Origin of the sequence: Pseudomonas marincola, assembly GCF_900116605.1 — a bacterium.
Lineage (GTDB): Bacteria > Pseudomonadota > Gammaproteobacteria > Pseudomonadales > Pseudomonadaceae > Aquipseudomonas > Aquipseudomonas marincola.
The window spans coordinates 165,007-179,108 of sequence record NZ_FPBC01000010.1 but is presented as its reverse complement, the minus strand read 5'-3'; the positions used below and the strand labels follow the sequence as shown (position 1 = coordinate 179,108).

The following is a 14,102-nucleotide window of genomic DNA, read 5'->3' as shown; positions in this document are numbered from 1 at the left end:
GTAATGCCGGTGGCTGGTGGCTGCGTGCCAGGGCGAGAAGGCATAAGGCCGGGCAGGGAGGGGCGGCCGCTGGGCGGTCTGAGAATTGGTGGCAATTTAGGTGGTAATTGCACGATTGGCGGAAACGTAATTCCACCCTTCTGGTTCTCGGTGTCGATATCACATGGCTCCCCCGTCGTGTCGATCAGGGTGTGGGGTAAGCCGTTACCTTGTGAAACGATAGGCGATATTGAGATGTGCAGGCCGCGCTGACTCTTGTCCCAAGTGTCGACTACGGTATTGCCCGGCGCCTCAAGTGCGAAAGTACCGCTTCCTGTACCTGAGACCCAAATAGAGTTTTGTTGGTTAGCCGAGGTGCCTAGATAAGCCAATCCGCCCGGGGTTTTGCATTTGGCCGCATAAACCATCGGCGTGGATAGCATCAGAGCAGTTATGAGCAGGCCTTTAGATGCACTGTATTTCGCGGTCATGCATTTACCATCTTATTATTGAGTCGCCTGTCTGCCCTTGAGAAAGCTGACAATTTAGGCCGTCTGCAACTGATAAACAGGATAGTTGAGTAATGCTCGGGTCAAGCTGGTGTTAAGGGCTTGAGGCGACTGACTTGGGTGTCTTTAGCTGCTTGCGGCGAGACCGAAGTTAACACATCGTACCTTCTCGGCAATGCAAGAGCGGTCGTAGCGCTGGTGGGTATGTGAAGGATTGAAGCTTTGCTGTGCCGCAGTGGATCAGCGCGCAGAGGCAGTAATTTGAGCTGTGATCAGCCAGATGGGGAAGGCAGCCGGAAGGAGATTTTATCGCAGGCAATAAAAAACCCGCACTAGGCGGGTTTTCGTATTTCAGATGATGCTGTCACCACCTGAAATGAATTAGTGGTGCCAGAGACGGAACCGAACCGTTGTCTACAGGCATTGTATTTACTGGTGTTTTTGATTTCAGATAAAAAATCTACTCACAAATCTACTCACTTTTTGAAAGTTGCCCTGTCTAGCCGCCACCAAAACACGAATTTTGGAGACGCGTAAAAGAGGTTCCCCCATTCGTTCGAGCACGGCAAAACCGTAGACTTTTGACCCACCCCCCCCCTTACAGGCACATCAAACATTGTTGCGATTAATGCGTGAGCGGTTCCCCCAATCGTTCGAGCATTGGACGGCCTAGGCTTTAACCCGCGCCCTCCCGCTTCCTGTTCGGGTCATTGGCTGGGCCTAGCAGGTGCTGGTTTGCAGGCAGATCAGGAACCGGAACCGCACGGCGCAGAATTGGCCCGTACATAGTCTGGCGTCGGGCCTCGAATTACCCGCAATGGGGGTATGGCCGGGAGTACCTTTTCGCTTTTGCGGTCGTCACCTTGCCGCTGTCGTGGGTGCGTGAGGGTACGAGGTACGAGGCGGTACGAGGTCGTAGCCGGTAATTTACATTCCAGTGAAAACACTGCAATACCGTGGAAACCTAAGTGGAAACCTGCGAGTGGAAACCGGCAGCGGGTGGTTACTTTTGGTGGTTACCAGAGTGGTTACTGGCGCTTGAGGCCATTCCTTCAATACGGAAGGCAGAAACTCAAGGCTATAGGTCATCTTGTGAGACTGGCGCAGATACCTCACCAGCCCGTTGCTGTATCAGTTGTGCTAAGTCCATATCGTCTAGGCGCTCAAGCATGGCCTCGAACAACTCAGGCGGCACCATGTAACCCATGACGCGGTTATGGTTCAGCAACGCAACGGGCGCGCCTTTGGCTCCAGCCATAACGGCGGTGGGGTTTATCTTCAAATCAGACACGCTCACGGCAATGTCGGCTAATTCGCTTTGCATGATTATGGCTCAGCCCCCATTTATTAGATGTGCTCAATACTGAGCAGACCACACCCCGCACTGGGTAGGTGTGAGCAGATGCTCCAAATTTGGGGCATCTATTCGCTTAGATTGACGGCTCACAAACGGTGGACGGTCTCCAAATGCCGCAAGGAGATATGGGAAATTCGCAATCCTGAACAGGTGGAACAAATTGTTCCACCTGTTGTGGCGGCTAAGCATCGATATGAACTACCGAGGATTACTCTGCTGTTCACCAGATCGCCGCTAGATAGCGCCGATTGGCTCCATCTTTCATCTACCCCCAATAGAAAGTGAGAAAAACGCTGTAAGTGTCGCAGCACTAGGCGTTGAGTCGATTCTAAGGAAATGCGGTTTAGCCCCTTTTTGCTTCCACCGTTGGTGCAAGCTGAACGCCAACACCCCGACCTCAAATTGAGGGTAGCGCTTTGGTAGTCACGCGCACTACGGTGAGGTAACGGTTAAGTAACGATGCAAGCGTTACTTATAGGGGTATCCGCCGTTGGCGTACACCCTGCGTGTAAACCTCCGGTGGGTGGTTACTTTTGGTGGTTATTAACAGTGGTCAGTGTGTCGCGCTTGCTGGTGCCGGGCTTCTCCACGATGCGAAGTAGCGTTGTTATAAATCTGTGTGTCATTGGATGCGCTCCTGTGTGCGTTAGTTTCGATTGCAATACGCGTGCGCGCGCGTAGGGGTGTTTCCATGCCTGTTTAGATCGTTTCCATTTGGCGCGCCCACTACGGTTTTTCCGTAGACATTGGCGCACGGTCGTACCGCTGCCGCAACTTAGCACCAGCGGCGCAATACCGGCTCACAGGCGCGTAGCAGCCTCGGCAGGTCATTAGGTGGTTGATGTACTGGTCACGGGCGTGACGCCATTCTGGTGATGCTGTGACGGCGGTTTGAATGAAGTGCTTAGGCTGGTCGGGATCAGCCACCGGTTGCGGGGTATGGATCGGCGCGGTGGGGCGTTTCTTACACTTCGGCGTGCGTTCCGCTCCCGGCTGCTGGCGCTGGTCTAACTGCTCTGCTGGTGCTGTTGTACGCTCCACGTTTTCGCTCAGTACAAAACGTGGCGCGGGCGCTTTCTCCAGTTCGGTAAACAGGCCAGAAAGTAGGCTCATGGCTTACCCCCACACTGCAAAAACACTAATACACATGTTCGTCTAGTTTCAAAAAGTGTGGCAACAGTGGCAACAGTGGCAACAACCGCTCTAGCACGGGGCTTACAGGGGTTTAAAATGATGCCAATCTGTTGCCACTTCATTTTTAGTGGCAACAGTGATAACCAAATGAAAGGTACATGGCAGGCTCTTATATTCAAAAGCGTGTTTGTGTTGCCACCTGTTGCCACTTCTTTTATTAGGTGGCAACGGCTGTAAGCCCCGTGGTTGCTGGCTGTTGCCACTGTTGCCACTGTTGCCACCAATTTTAGGTTCCTGTGTAATTGTGTATCTGGGGCATGGGCTGTTTTGGGTGTATTCATGCCCCCACCCCATCGGTATCCAGCGCCACAGGATCGACAACGTACAGGCGTGATTGACCGCCACCGGGTATGCGGTAATTCTTGGTTCTGCGTTCGGCGTCAAACTTGGTGAGTGCCTTCGCTCCTTCCAATGCCTTAATGATCCGGGCTAATCCATAACCGTGCGCGGCCTCCACTAGTGACGATTTGTTGAATAGGTATAACCGCTTATTGCCCGCTGATTCCCAGTACCCAGCACGGTTAAATACCTTGGCGTCTGGTAGTTGATCGTTCACGTCTGAGAATCGGCTGGTGCCGTGCTTGTCGATAAAGTCATGGATGCCAGCCAGTATTTGGCGATCCTCGGCATTACCGCTGCCTACTCGGCTCAGCCACTCGCCATACAGAAGTTGGCAATCGGCCAAGGCATTGCCAGCGGCCCAAGGCAGCAAGCCATAAGCAACGGCCATTTCACAGGCTAAGGCGATCACAGCAAAGCGGTCTGCTACCCGTCCGGCCTGTGCGTTGTCTTCTATGAACTGTGCGCGCACATGAGCGAAGTCTTGCAGTAGGCCGGGGCGGTCGTCGGTATCTAGCAGCCGCTCGACAAATGCCGGGCCTAGGTGGCCGTGCTGGTGCCCCACTGCGACGGTCAATAGACGGTGAAAGTCGGCTCCCTCCATGCCGTGTAATTCATCAAAGGCGCGATAGGTGCGTGTACCGGCGTTTACGTCCACCATTCGCAACTCAGCACCAGCATGGGCGGCGTTGCCTGATATAGCGGCGTGCTCAGCTAATGAGCGCTCGCCACTGGATAGCGCCAGCAATCGCCACGTCAGCTTAGGCCGGGCCTCACGTTCGCGGGTCATCGTGCCTTTGCCTTGACCGTTGGCAAGTGAGTAGGCCATTGCTTGCACCTGCTTAGGGTCAGCACGTTTAATTTCATCTAAGGGCAGGATGGTGTCATTACGGCTTGATGCTTCAATCTCCAGTCCGCCTTTGGTCATATCCCAGCTAGCAGCAAACACACCGGGGTCGCCCCACACCGACGATCCAACCAACTGTGCCAGCGATTTGCCGCTTGAGCTGTCGCCAACCAAGTGAACACCACCACCAACCACTCCGACTAAACTCAGCAGCGGCCCGGCCAGCGCGCAGCCAATAGCCAATGTCAGCACCGGATTGCCTGCGCACTTAGCGGCCACCTCAGCTTGCCATTGCTCAAGCGTGCCGCTGGTGCTGTACAGGTTCAAACTGCGCACCCCAGTCTGATAGCGCACGGTGTCGCTGCCGATGGTGCGGTGGGGCAGTACGAACGCACCGGATGCGTGCCAGCCGGGCCGGGCTGTGGTGGTTATGGTTTGGTTGGGGTGCTGCTCTAGCAGGTACTCCATGAACTGCCCGCGCTTGCGTGGGGCGATGATTGCACCCATGCCGAACAGGGCGCGGCGTGCGTCTTCACCACTACCGCCGAACACCTCCATGGGAATGATCCATTCCTTGTAACCGTTATCAGTCAGCAGTCGCAGTAAGCGGCCCTCAGTCCCGTCGTCGCTGTTGATGGTGCGTGCGACTACGGTCATAGGCGTGGCCAGCCATTCGTCATTGATAGGCCGTGCGCTTTCTTCGCCGTCATCGTCACCCACGGCGGCGCGCTTGAAGCCGTGCCAGTACACGCCGGGGCGCAGCTTGCGGCCCGCCTCGCCACCCAATGCTCATACACGCCCCAGCATGGGCGGTCTGGTGCGATGGTTGGCGAGGCGGGCGACGGCACAAGGGACAAGGTCGGTTCGGCGCTCATTGGGCAGCCCTCCAGTTGGCTAAGTCGTTGAAGTCGGTCAAGGCCAGCGGTTCATCACCCGACCATGGGGGCAGCACCTGCCCACAGCCCAGCGTGGCGGCTGCGTTATTGGCTGCGGTCTTGCCGGGATTGCCTTCGGTCAAACGGTCGTCATCACCGGCTACGATCAACACAGTGTCGGGGTGCTGGCGTTGTAGTCGCTGACCAGCAGGTAACAGGTTGCCGCTATTCATGGCGCACGCCACAGCGGCCCCGGTGTCAGCGTGGATCGTGGCACCGGTCGCCCACCCTTCGCAGATGTACAACGGCGCGCCCGGCGTGATGATCCCTAGCGGCGAATAGCAGCCCTTAATCAAACCGCCATACAGAAAGCGCTTGCTACCGTCCGGCTTGATGCGTTGCAGGTTCACCAGTTGGCCGTCACGCACCAGCGGCACCAGTAGTACACCGTCATGCTGGCGCAGTGTGTACGGGCGCACCTGTTTAGCGACTAGGTACGGGTGATCGGGATCGGCGCGGCGGGCGTCACGCCATAGGCGATTTGCGTACTCGGCTGCGGCTTGCTGGCGTTGGTGCTGCTCAGCTTCGCGTTGGCGGCGTGCCTGCTCGATGCGCTGTCGTACCTGCTCGGCCTCGATGGTGTTGGCCGGTTGGCGGCTACTCCAAGTATGTGAGCTGCCAGCCTTCCAGCTACCGAACGCACCAGATGCGATTGAGTCAGCGAACAACAGATACCAGCCGTTTTGGGTGCCGGGCTTATCGCCCGCGACGTTGAAACGGCGGATGGTGCCGTCAGCGATTGGCAGCCAATCAAGCGGCCCGTAGTGGCTTTGCATGGCGTCACGGAATGCAACGGCGGGGTTATTCATGGTCTCCCCCCCAGTTGAACGGCACCAGCAAACGCACGGCAAACCTGCGCATTGTTCACCGCGTGCCAATGGGTTAGGTCGTCTACCTGCTCAACCATGCAAGCGGTCACTACAGCGTCAGGACTACGCATAACAACGCGGCCATACTCTGCGTCGGCTTGGGTGAGAAACGGCCCCAGCAACGCACGCGCTGCCTTGGGGTGGGATACATAAAACAACTCTGTGGCTTTCTTCGGGCAAGCCGATCCCGTCGGCGCATGGGCACCGTTTTTAATTTGCATGGGTTAACCCTCGCGTTTTTGGGCGTTGTGCCAGTCGCTATAAGAGCGTGCCGCGTTACCTTGGTCAGTGATTGCCGCGCTGAGCTTGCCTAGGCTTTCAAGTAACCAACCTAGGTCTGCTACTGCGGCCATGCTTAAACCCGCGTCCTCGTTCTGTGCTGCGACGGCTAGAACGGTGCCGATTGCGGCTACACCTTGGCAAAGGGTCATATTCTGGCTTTCTGCGCTGTGGCAGATTGCGTCGAGTTGCGCATTGGGCATGTTGTCAAAGCTGGCGGTGCTAATTAGGTTCTCGCTCCAAGGGTTCATACGGCACCCCCAGCGGCTTCCAGTTGGCGAGCACGGGCCATTGCTGCGTTGTACCGTGCAAGTCGTGTGCTCAGGCTTGAGTCAGCGCGCAAAGCTGCCATAGCGCGGGCTTTCCACGCTTGGGCGTGTGAGGCGGACGGATTGAGGGCGTGTTTCATGGGTGTGGCTCCTTTGTGTGAGGAACCGCCAGCATCACTTCCACATGATGGGTGGCGGCTGTACGCAGGTGTGGAAGACCGGACACAAAGGAACCCGGCGCGCCCGAAAGCGCCCTGCGCACAGCCACCATAAAACGAAACTGCGGACGCAAAAAAAGCGCCTGCTATCGAACGGTGGCGCTTGTGCGCCTTTGTGTATTTCGGGCTTCCACACCCGTTCGCTGAATTTGCAGCGACGGGTGAACTATAGGTCGGGGTGTGATGCTTGGCAATACTCGGCAATGCGTGGGCAGTAATCATGCGGCCACCTTCTTGCCCTTGCGGTTCAGCATATCCAGCACCTGTTTGGCGCGGCGGCGCTCGCTGCGTGGCAGGCTGTAGCGGATAACGTCGCACGGCAGCCCCCAGTGGTTCGGTACTTTTTCCGGGACGCGCTTGAAGGTCAGGCCGTAGCCGTTCGCCAAGCTGCTAATGGTGCTGTGCAAGCAATGGTCGCCAATGCGCTCAGCCTCAAACCGATTGAGCGGGCCATGGCGCAAAAGGTGCTCCAGTACGCGGCTGATTTTGCTCGGTGCCTTGATGCTGGTGCTGCTAATATTGCCGTGCGACTGGCTGCGTTTCTCTTCGGGGATCGTGGCCTTTTTCATTTAGGCTGCCCCACGCTGCGATGCAAGCGAGTCGCACCATGCAATTACCTCGGCTTCAATCCATGCAACCGATTTTGGGCCAAGGCTTACTTGGGCGGGGAATGTACCAGCGGCAATGCGGCGGTATATTTCGGACGTTGAAAGACTGGTGTAGTCCTTCACTTTGGGCAGCTTGATAAAGCGGCGGGGGAGTTGGGCGGGGTTAGTGTGTGCGGCCATGTGGATGCTCCAGTGCGTTGCAGGTCGTTATCAGGAATCAACGACTGCAATACTGTTAGCTAGGTTATCCACTGGATAGGCCGGGTATTAGTGAAAATAGGCCGGGTATTCATCTTGGCTCTGTGTGGATAAGTCCAGCAAAGCCCCGTGCTTATTGGCTTTGAAATAGGTCGGGTATTTATTTTGACCGGACGGCACCCGCTCCGCGCTTGCGCCAGCTAATTGTTGCGCAAAGTCTGGTGGTTTCTTCTTTGTTGAGTTGGTAGCCTCTGTCGCGTAACCAAGCGGTGGCGAGTGCGTGGACGCCGCGCCCACCTGCCTCGGATGGGTTGTGGGTGCCGTCTTGAGTCAGTTCACGCCAGCATTGGAAGTCCCGCCGCATCTCAGGTGGTGATAGCGGGTTATCTATGCGCAGACACTCGGCAAAGACCATTGCGTCCTCTAGCTGCGCTTCTAGCTCGCAAATGGTGTCTGAGTCCGTCTGCGCTGCCCGTTTAAGATCGTTATTTTCCTGCTCTAACCGTTGCTCGTTTTCACCGCGCCGGGTTAGTTCCGCGTCTTTGGCTGCGAGCATGCCGCGCAGTTCAGCCGCCTCAAGCTCCGCCTGCTTTCGGCTGGTGCGCTCTGCGTCCAATTGTTCGGCGGCACTGCGTTCCCCTTCTTTGCGCAGTTGAGCTTGGCGCATTTTCAGGTAGCCGGGTCCACTCCCGGATGGTGGCACACTGAGTGTGGTGCTGGTGCTGGTGCTGGTGCTGGTCGCGCCCCCTACAATCATGCTTAGGCTGTCGCAGTCATTGGCGACCAGCACTAGTCCAGCTACGAACGCGGCACGCTGGGTTGCCTCTTTGGTTGCTTGGTTGATCCAGTTCCGCGATATCAATACAGCGCCAGCCGGTGCGGCTCCTATGCTGGTAATGATCGTCTTGGGACATGCGCCTTGGCTGGTGCTTTCAAAGTAGTCAGCGAGTGCGGCGGCGGTAATGCCACCGGGGCCAGTGGCAGGATCGAACAGAACCGGGGCGACTATGCGCCGGTCTAGATTTTGATTGGGCGGCAGTGTGCGCAAGAAATCGGCCAGCTCAGATGCTAGAAAGCGCGGGTTGATAGTTTCTTGCTCTGCCCATTCTGCGGCTAGATTTGCCAGCCGAACGGTTCCCGGTGGTTGGTTGGTGCCGCTGCCCATGCGGTGCGCCTGTTTAAATACCCAGTGTTACTCGAATCTTATCAGCAATGTCCAGCCAAGCTCAGCACATCCGCCGAATAACCCTACACACTTGACTAAGAAAACGGTTCTCGGCCAGCCAAAACCGTTAAGCCATACGCTTGATGCTCACCACATTAGCGCCAGCACATAGGGCGTCGATTGAATCAGCCCACGCTTGCATCATCTCGCGGCGCTGCTCTAAATAGGTCGCATGGTTATAGGTGCCTCGTATTTCGTCGCTGTCACCGTGGGCAAGCTGGCGCTCAATCCAGTCTTTGTTGTACCCGCGCCCGTTTAACTCTGTGCTCAGCAAGTGCCGAAAACCGTGGCCTGTTTGGCGGCCTTCATAACCCATCAGGCGCAGCGCCTTGTTGATAGTGTTATCGCTCATTGGCCGGTCGGGTTTTTGCTGGCCGGGGAATAGCAGCGGATAGCTCCCGCTGATTTCTTCTAAGGTGCGCAGAATAGCCACGGCTTGGCGCGGCAAAGGCACCACATGTTGGCGGCGGGCTTTCATGCGCTCTTTAGGGATCGTCCAAGTGGCAGCGTCTAGGTCGAACTCAGACCATGGCGCGGTGCGCAGTTCACCGGGGCGCACGGCGGTAAGCGTTAGCAGGCGAATCGCGCAACGGGTCAGCGCGCTAATGTTGGTGGTGTCTATCTTGCCCAGTAGTTCAGGCAGCTCGGCAAAGGTAACGTGTGGGTGGTGGCGAGCGGCCTTTGCTGGTGCTGCGACTATGCCCAGATCAGTAGCGGGATTAACGTCCACCACACCACCGGCGAGCCCGTACCTGAATATCTGGTGTAACCATTGGCGAATCTTACCGGCGGCGTTCAGCGTGCCGCGTGCCTCCACTTTGCGCACCAGTTCGACTAACTCAGGGCGTGTAATGGCTTTGACTGGGCGAGCGCCGATGATTGCTATCAAGTCATTTTCTAAGTACAGCTTGGCTTTGCGTGCCGTGCTGTCTGCCCAGCGTGGCGAGTTGTATTCAAGCCACTCACGCGCCAGTACTTCAAAGGTTAAGCCCGTTACTTTCTGGGCTAGCTTGTTGGCTTTCTTTTGTTCGCCGGGGTCTATGCCATTAATTAGTTGTTGGCGTGCTTCATCGCGCTTTTGTCTGGCGTTGAGCAAGGTGACGGCAGGGTAAGCGCCAAGCGCTAACATTTTGGCCTTGTCGTTGAAGCGGTAGCGATAGCGCCACAACTTTGAGCCGGTCGTCGTCACTTCTAGGCACAGCCCGTTGCTATCGGGTAGCCGATACAACTTGTCTTTGGGCTTAGCTGCCTTGAGGGCGCTATCAGTGAGTGCCATAGCTATTCCTGTGCAAGCCCTACTAGCCGGGGCTTTGGCTTGAAAATGTGAGTAGATTTCTAGACCGAACCGTATCTACTCACAAATCTACTCACAAAGCTTCGGGCTTACAAGGGAGGTATCAGGAACTACAGACAACAAAAAACCCGCACTAGGCGGGCTTCTTGTGGGCTTTCGGGTGGTTTTGGCACCACCTGAAATTAATTAGTGGTGCCCAGAGACGGAATCGAACCGCCGACACGGGGATTTTCAATCCCCTGCTCTACCGACTGAGCTATCTGGGCAACGGGGCGTATTAGACGGATTTGGCGGATGCATGTCAAGCGTGTTTGTGAAAAATATTTAAAGAAAACGGGCTCTTACGATAAATCGGGGCAAAAGTGATCAAAAAATAATCGCTTTTGCCCTTTGCCGGGTTTTACTCGCTTGGCGGCACGTAACCTTCGGCTTGCGCGTACTCTTCGCCGGAAAGGAATTTATCCATCTCGGCCTGGAGGAATTTGCGGTCTTCGGCGTTCATCATGTTCAGACGACGCTCGTTGATCAGCAAAGTCTGGTGTTTTTGCCACTCATCCCAGGCTTGCTTGGAGACGTTGTTATACAGGTCTTCACCTTTTGGGCCCGGATACGGTGGGCGATCAAGGCCTGGCAGCTCTTGTTTGTGTTTGCGGCACATTACGGTGCGGGTCATGACAATTCTCCTGCGTTCAGTGCATCGGCTGCGCGCTTCAACAGTTTTTTGACTGGAGCGGCGAGTCCGAGGCGCGGTGGTGTGGCGAGGTTATACCAGAGCCAGTCGGCCTCGGCCACGTTGCTGGGGGCGGCGGTGACGTCGACCAGCCACGGCTCGATCGTTAACTGGAAGTGGCTGAAAGTATGAATCAACTCGGCCAGCGGTTTGCGTTCGCCGAGTTCAAGGGCGTGTTGGTTGGCAAAGGGTTCGAGTGCTTGCAGGTCGTTAAGCTCTGGCAGGCTCCAAAGCCCGCCCCAAAGCCCGCTTGCCGGTCTGCGGTAAAGCAGAATGGCGTGTTCGCGGTTGGCCAGTATCGGCATCAGAGCGCGCTTTTGCGGCAGCTCCTTGCGCGGCTTGGGGATTGGGTAACGAATCTCCAGACCCAGCAGATGCGCCTGACAGCCATTCTTTAGCGGGCACAGCAAGCAGCTTGGTTTGCTGCGTGTACACAGCGTTGCCCCAAGATCCATCATTGCCTGCGTGTAGTTGTTCACGCGGCGCTCGGGCGTAAAGCGCTCGGCGACATCCCAGAGTTGTTTGGCCACTTTGGGGTCGCCCGGATAGCCTTCCTGCGCCACATAGCGGGCCAGCACGCGTTTGACGTTGCCATCGAGGATCGGTGCGCGGATCTCCATGCTCAAGCTGGCAATCGCGCCGGCAGTCGAGCGACCAATGCCGGGCAGCTCGGTAAGCGCCTCGACGCTGCGTGGAAATTCCCCGCCGTGCTGACTGACGATGATCTGCGCGGTTTTCTGCAAATTGCGCGCACGGGTGTAATACCCGAGGCCGGTCCACAGGTGCAGCACTTCATCTTCAGGTGCGGCCGCCAGCGCCTGCACGGTCGGCAGGGCGCTCATGAACCGGTCGAAGTAGCCGAGCACGGTGCTTACTTGGGTTTGTTGCAGCATGATCTCGGAAACCCAGACCCGATAAGGCGTGATTGCCTGCTGCCAGGGCAGATCTTTGCGGCCGTGGCTGTCGTACCAATCGAGTACGGCTTGGGAGAATTGCGTGGGACTCATCGTTTGAACAGACCCTTGAGCGCGTCCTTGAGGTCTGGACTGACTTTGTCGCCAAGCTTCTCTTCGAGTTTTTCGGTCAGTTTCTCGCCTGCCAATTGCGCGGCTATCTTGCCCATGCCGGCCTTGTCCAGGCGGCAAGCCTTGGCGCCCAGCTCTAGCGGGCCGCGGCAACGCAGTGGCCATTCGATGCCGACGTAACGTTCATTTACCTGGCACGCCGGGTCTGGCATCTCGCGCTGGTCGCCCTTGAGGGTGATGCCGGCGCGGTAGTCGAGACCCATAACCCGCAGGTCGAGATCACCGTGGCCGCTAACGCTGAGGCCGGGAATGCTCACGGCCAGATCAGGGTTGCTGGCCACGCCGTTGGTGAAGGTCAGGCTGCCCTGGAGTTTCTCGAACGGCGTGCTCTTGTTCGGGAAGTCGCGGGTAATCGGCTTGCGGTTCAGTGTGGCAATACCGATGCACAGCTGTTGCTCAACGTTGGCATCAACCAGCATGCCGTCGTTGAGGGTGAATTTCGAGGTCCCGTTGAGCCCAGCCACCCACTCGCGCTGGCTGTTGCCGGTGGTCGTCAAATCGGCTTGCAGGTCGAGAAGCCCTTTCACCGGAGCGGCATGTTCAGGCGTTTTCAGAAAGGGTTCTATCTGAATGCGCTTGATCTGCTTGTGCAGAGTCAGTTGCGGAATGGCCTTGCGTACATCGACTCTGGCATTGGCGCTGAAGCTGCCGCTACCGAGGTTGCCGCTGGCATTCTCAAGGGTCAGCAGGCCGTTAATGCTTTTCGCCTTGACTGCCAAGTTGCTGATCGCTTGTTGCTTGACGGTCAGGCTGTCCATGTTCAGATCCACCTGCATATCGAGCTTGCGCAGACGCTCAATCGGCAACACCGGAGTATTGCTCCAGGCTTGCTGAGTGGGTGCGTTGGGCAGATCGCTGGTGCCGTTCTTGCCCGCTTTGGCGATGCTTTCCTTGACCTCTGCGTTACGCGCAGCGGTGCTGCTTTTGGTTTTCTCGTCCGGCGCCAGCAGGTAGCGGTCGAGATCGAGCTGGTCGCCCTTGAGCTGCGCGCGCAGCGCTTGCTTGGTAACGCTGGCAATGGCGAGGTTGCCGGTGAACTTGCTGTCGTCGAGTTGTACTTTGAGGTCGTCGAGTTGGACGCTGTCCGGGCTGCCACTGAGGCGGGTGACCAGTTCGAACTTGCGCAGGGTTTTATCGTCGTTCATCGGCGGCAGCTGGTGGCCGATACCGTTCAGGAACTCGCGCAGATTGATCTCGGCAATCGACAGCCCGCCGGTCAGTTTGGGCGCTTTCTGGTCAAGCTCGGTGACCTTGATTTCACCGAGTGCGCGCAGCTGGTTGGCCGAGAGCTTGAGGTTGCTCCACTCGGCAACTTGCTTGGTCAGGTCGACCAGAATCTGGCCTTGCATGGAGTAGGTGAGGGTTTGCCCGTTGAGCGGCTCGCCAGACGCTTCACCTGAAATTCTGGCGTTTTCCAATTGGTAGCGTTTGCTGTTTCGGTCGATACGCAGGTCACCTTGCAGCTCGGTGCGCGCACGAATCAACGGCTTGTTGGTGCCAAAGAATGCACTCAGCTTGATAGGCACAGCCTGCCCTTCGCTGATGGCGCCAGTGGTGAGCTGAATGCTTTCGGCGCTGAATTGCTGGCCCTTCTGTGCATCGCTGTATTCCACGCGGGCGCCGTTAACAATCAGGCTGTCGATATCCAGCTTCATGGGCTCGGAGCGTTTGGCGGGCGTCTCTGCGGTTTTTTCAGGTTCTGCTGGCGCTGCAGGTTGGCCATCGGCAGCGGCGGTTTTTTGCGGATGACCGATGTCTTCCCAGTTGCCGTGGCCTTTTTCGTCACGCTGAAGATTCAGGTTGAGACCGTCGATGCGGATGTCGCTCATCTGGATCTGCTTGCTCAGCAGCGGCAATACCCGCACGGAAAGGCCAAGCAGGCGCAAATCGGCGAACGGTTGGTCGGGTGTCGAGGCGCTGGCGACAGTCGCATCGGTCAGCTCAAGGCCAAGCCACGGGAACAGACTCCAGCCGATATCGCCGTTCAGCGTCAGCTCGATATTGGCTTTTTCGCGTGCCAGATCGCGGATTTCGTCTTTGTAGTCGTTGGGATCGAACAGGTGCGTCAGGATAAAACCCGCCGCCACGATGATCAGCAACAGTCCGAGGAAAAACAGGCCCAGGATTTTGCCGAGCGATTTCATGGACGATTCCTTGTATGCATTGG

15 protein-coding genes, 1 tRNA gene and 1 pseudogene are annotated in these 14,102 nt (G+C 57.0%); all 17 read right to left on the bottom strand.

All coding sequences use genetic code 11. The features are described from left to right. Window positions 1-470, bottom strand: a 470-nt coding sequence (locus BM395_RS23465) for a hypothetical protein (RefSeq protein WP_212633029.1), incomplete at its 3' end; no start/stop codon positions are given. A 1,096-nt stretch (window positions 471-1,566) separates the two neighbouring features. Further along, window positions 1,567-1,812 carry a type II toxin-antitoxin system Phd/YefM family antitoxin gene (locus BM395_RS16705; RefSeq protein WP_090513913.1) on the bottom strand — a complete coding sequence of 82 codons (246 nt, stop codon included), beginning with the start codon at window positions 1,810-1,812 and terminating at the stop codon, window positions 1,567-1,569. Between the two features lie 759 nt (window positions 1,813-2,571). Beyond that, window positions 2,572-2,958 (bottom strand): hypothetical protein, encoded by a 387-nt coding sequence (locus tag BM395_RS23190; RefSeq protein ID WP_141124103.1) that lies wholly within the window; start codon window positions 2,956-2,958, stop codon window positions 2,572-2,574. Beyond that, complete coding sequence (locus BM395_RS23185) at window positions 2,955-3,320, bottom strand: hypothetical protein (RefSeq protein ID WP_141124102.1); 366 nt, start codon at window positions 3,318-3,320, stop codon at window positions 2,955-2,957. The genes BM395_RS23190 and BM395_RS23185 overlap by 4 nt, the downstream gene beginning before the upstream one ends. Further along, window positions 3,317-5,100: pseudogene (locus tag BM395_RS16700) on the bottom strand (DUF927 domain-containing protein). The gene BM395_RS23185 and the pseudogene BM395_RS16700 overlap by 4 nt, the downstream one beginning before the upstream one ends. Beyond that, window positions 5,097-5,969: a toprim domain-containing protein gene (locus BM395_RS16695; RefSeq protein WP_090513910.1), complete on the bottom strand. Its 873-nt coding sequence runs from the start codon at window positions 5,967-5,969 to the stop codon at window positions 5,097-5,099. Before BM395_RS16695 ends, BM395_RS16700 begins: the two are co-directional and overlap by 4 nt. Continuing rightward, window positions 5,966-6,250: a hypothetical protein gene (locus BM395_RS16690; RefSeq protein WP_090513906.1), complete on the bottom strand. Its 285-nt coding sequence runs from the start codon at window positions 6,248-6,250 to the stop codon at window positions 5,966-5,968. The genes BM395_RS16695 and BM395_RS16690 overlap by 4 nt, the downstream gene beginning before the upstream one ends. A 3-nt stretch (window positions 6,251-6,253) precedes the next feature. Beyond that, window positions 6,254-6,559, bottom strand: coding sequence for a hypothetical protein (locus BM395_RS16685; protein ID WP_090513903.1), 306 nt, complete (start codon window positions 6,557-6,559; stop codon window positions 6,254-6,256). Beyond that, complete coding sequence (locus tag BM395_RS23400; protein WP_170860613.1) at window positions 6,556-6,717, bottom strand: hypothetical protein; 162 nt, start codon at window positions 6,715-6,717, stop codon at window positions 6,556-6,558. The genes BM395_RS16685 and BM395_RS23400 overlap by 4 nt, the downstream gene beginning before the upstream one ends. A 296-nt stretch (window positions 6,718-7,013) precedes the next feature. Further along, on the bottom strand, window positions 7,014-7,364 hold the full coding sequence (locus BM395_RS16680; RefSeq protein WP_090513898.1) for a hypothetical protein: 351 nt from the start codon (window positions 7,362-7,364) through the stop codon (window positions 7,014-7,016). Further along, window positions 7,365-7,583: a helix-turn-helix transcriptional regulator gene (locus BM395_RS16675; protein WP_090513895.1), complete on the bottom strand. Its 219-nt coding sequence runs from the start codon at window positions 7,581-7,583 to the stop codon at window positions 7,365-7,367. A 178-nt stretch (window positions 7,584-7,761) separates the two neighbouring features. After that, a complete protein-coding gene (locus tag BM395_RS16670; RefSeq protein WP_090513891.1) occupies window positions 7,762-8,766 on the bottom strand; it encodes a hypothetical protein in 1,005 nt (334 codons plus the stop codon). Window positions 8,767-8,893: 127 nt separating this feature from the next. After that, complete coding sequence (locus tag BM395_RS16665; RefSeq protein WP_090513888.1) at window positions 8,894-10,102, bottom strand: tyrosine-type recombinase/integrase; 1,209 nt, start codon at window positions 10,100-10,102, stop codon at window positions 8,894-8,896. Between the two features lie 208 nt (window positions 10,103-10,310). Then, window positions 10,311-10,386, bottom strand: a tRNA-Phe gene (locus tag BM395_RS16660). Between the two features lie 134 nt (window positions 10,387-10,520). After that, window positions 10,521-10,793, bottom strand: coding sequence for an oxidative damage protection protein (locus BM395_RS16655; RefSeq protein ID WP_069902404.1), 273 nt, complete (start codon window positions 10,791-10,793; stop codon window positions 10,521-10,523). Next, window positions 10,790-11,857 carry an A/G-specific adenine glycosylase gene (gene mutY / locus BM395_RS16650; protein ID WP_090513882.1) on the bottom strand — a complete coding sequence of 356 codons (1,068 nt, stop codon included), beginning with the start codon at window positions 11,855-11,857 and terminating at the stop codon, window positions 10,790-10,792. Before mutY ends, BM395_RS16655 begins: the two co-directional genes overlap by 4 nt. Next, on the bottom strand, window positions 11,854-14,079 hold the full coding sequence (locus BM395_RS16645; protein ID WP_090513879.1) for an AsmA family protein: 2,226 nt from the start codon (window positions 14,077-14,079) through the stop codon (window positions 11,854-11,856). Before BM395_RS16645 ends, mutY begins: the two co-directional genes overlap by 4 nt. Window positions 14,080-14,102: the final 23 nt, after the last annotated feature.

Bases quoted from the DNA above. Each gene is read 5' to 3' on its own strand.
- BM395_RS16665 (WP_090513888.1), bottom strand. From the start codon at position 10,102: ATGGCACTCACTGATAGCGCCCTCAAGGCAGCTAAGCCCAAAGACAAG.
- BM395_RS16670 (WP_090513891.1), bottom strand. From the start codon at position 8,766: ATGGGCAGCGGCACCAACCAACCACCGGGAACCGTTCGGCTGGCAAAT.
- BM395_RS16690 (WP_090513906.1), bottom strand. From the start codon at position 6,250: ATGCAAATTAAAAACGGTGCCCATGCGCCGACGGGATCGGCTTGCCCG.
- BM395_RS23185 (WP_141124102.1), bottom strand. From the start codon at position 3,320: ATGAATACACCCAAAACAGCCCATGCCCCAGATACACAATTACACAGG.
- BM395_RS16655 (WP_069902404.1), bottom strand. From the start codon at position 10,793: ATGACCCGCACCGTAATGTGCCGCAAACACAAACAAGAGCTGCCAGGC.
- BM395_RS16680 (WP_090513898.1), bottom strand. From the start codon at position 7,364: ATGAAAAAGGCCACGATCCCCGAAGAGAAACGCAGCCAGTCGCACGGC.
- BM395_RS23400 (WP_170860613.1), bottom strand. From the start codon at position 6,717: ATGAAACACGCCCTCAATCCGTCCGCCTCACACGCCCAAGCGTGGAAA.
- BM395_RS16645 (WP_090513879.1), bottom strand. From the start codon at position 14,079: ATGAAATCGCTCGGCAAAATCCTGGGCCTGTTTTTCCTCGGACTGTTG.
- BM395_RS16675 (WP_090513895.1), bottom strand. From the start codon at position 7,583: ATGGCCGCACACACTAACCCCGCCCAACTCCCCCGCCGCTTTATCAAG.
- BM395_RS16695 (WP_090513910.1), bottom strand. From the start codon at position 5,969: ATGAATAACCCCGCCGTTGCATTCCGTGACGCCATGCAAAGCCACTAC.
- mutY (WP_090513882.1), bottom strand. From the start codon at position 11,857: ATGAGTCCCACGCAATTCTCCCAAGCCGTACTCGATTGGTACGACAGC.
- BM395_RS23190 (WP_141124103.1), bottom strand. From the start codon at position 2,958: ATGAGCCTACTTTCTGGCCTGTTTACCGAACTGGAGAAAGCGCCCGCG.
- BM395_RS16685 (WP_090513903.1), bottom strand. From the start codon at position 6,559: ATGAACCCTTGGAGCGAGAACCTAATTAGCACCGCCAGCTTTGACAAC.
- BM395_RS16705 (WP_090513913.1), bottom strand. From the start codon at position 1,812: ATGCAAAGCGAATTAGCCGACATTGCCGTGAGCGTGTCTGATTTGAAG.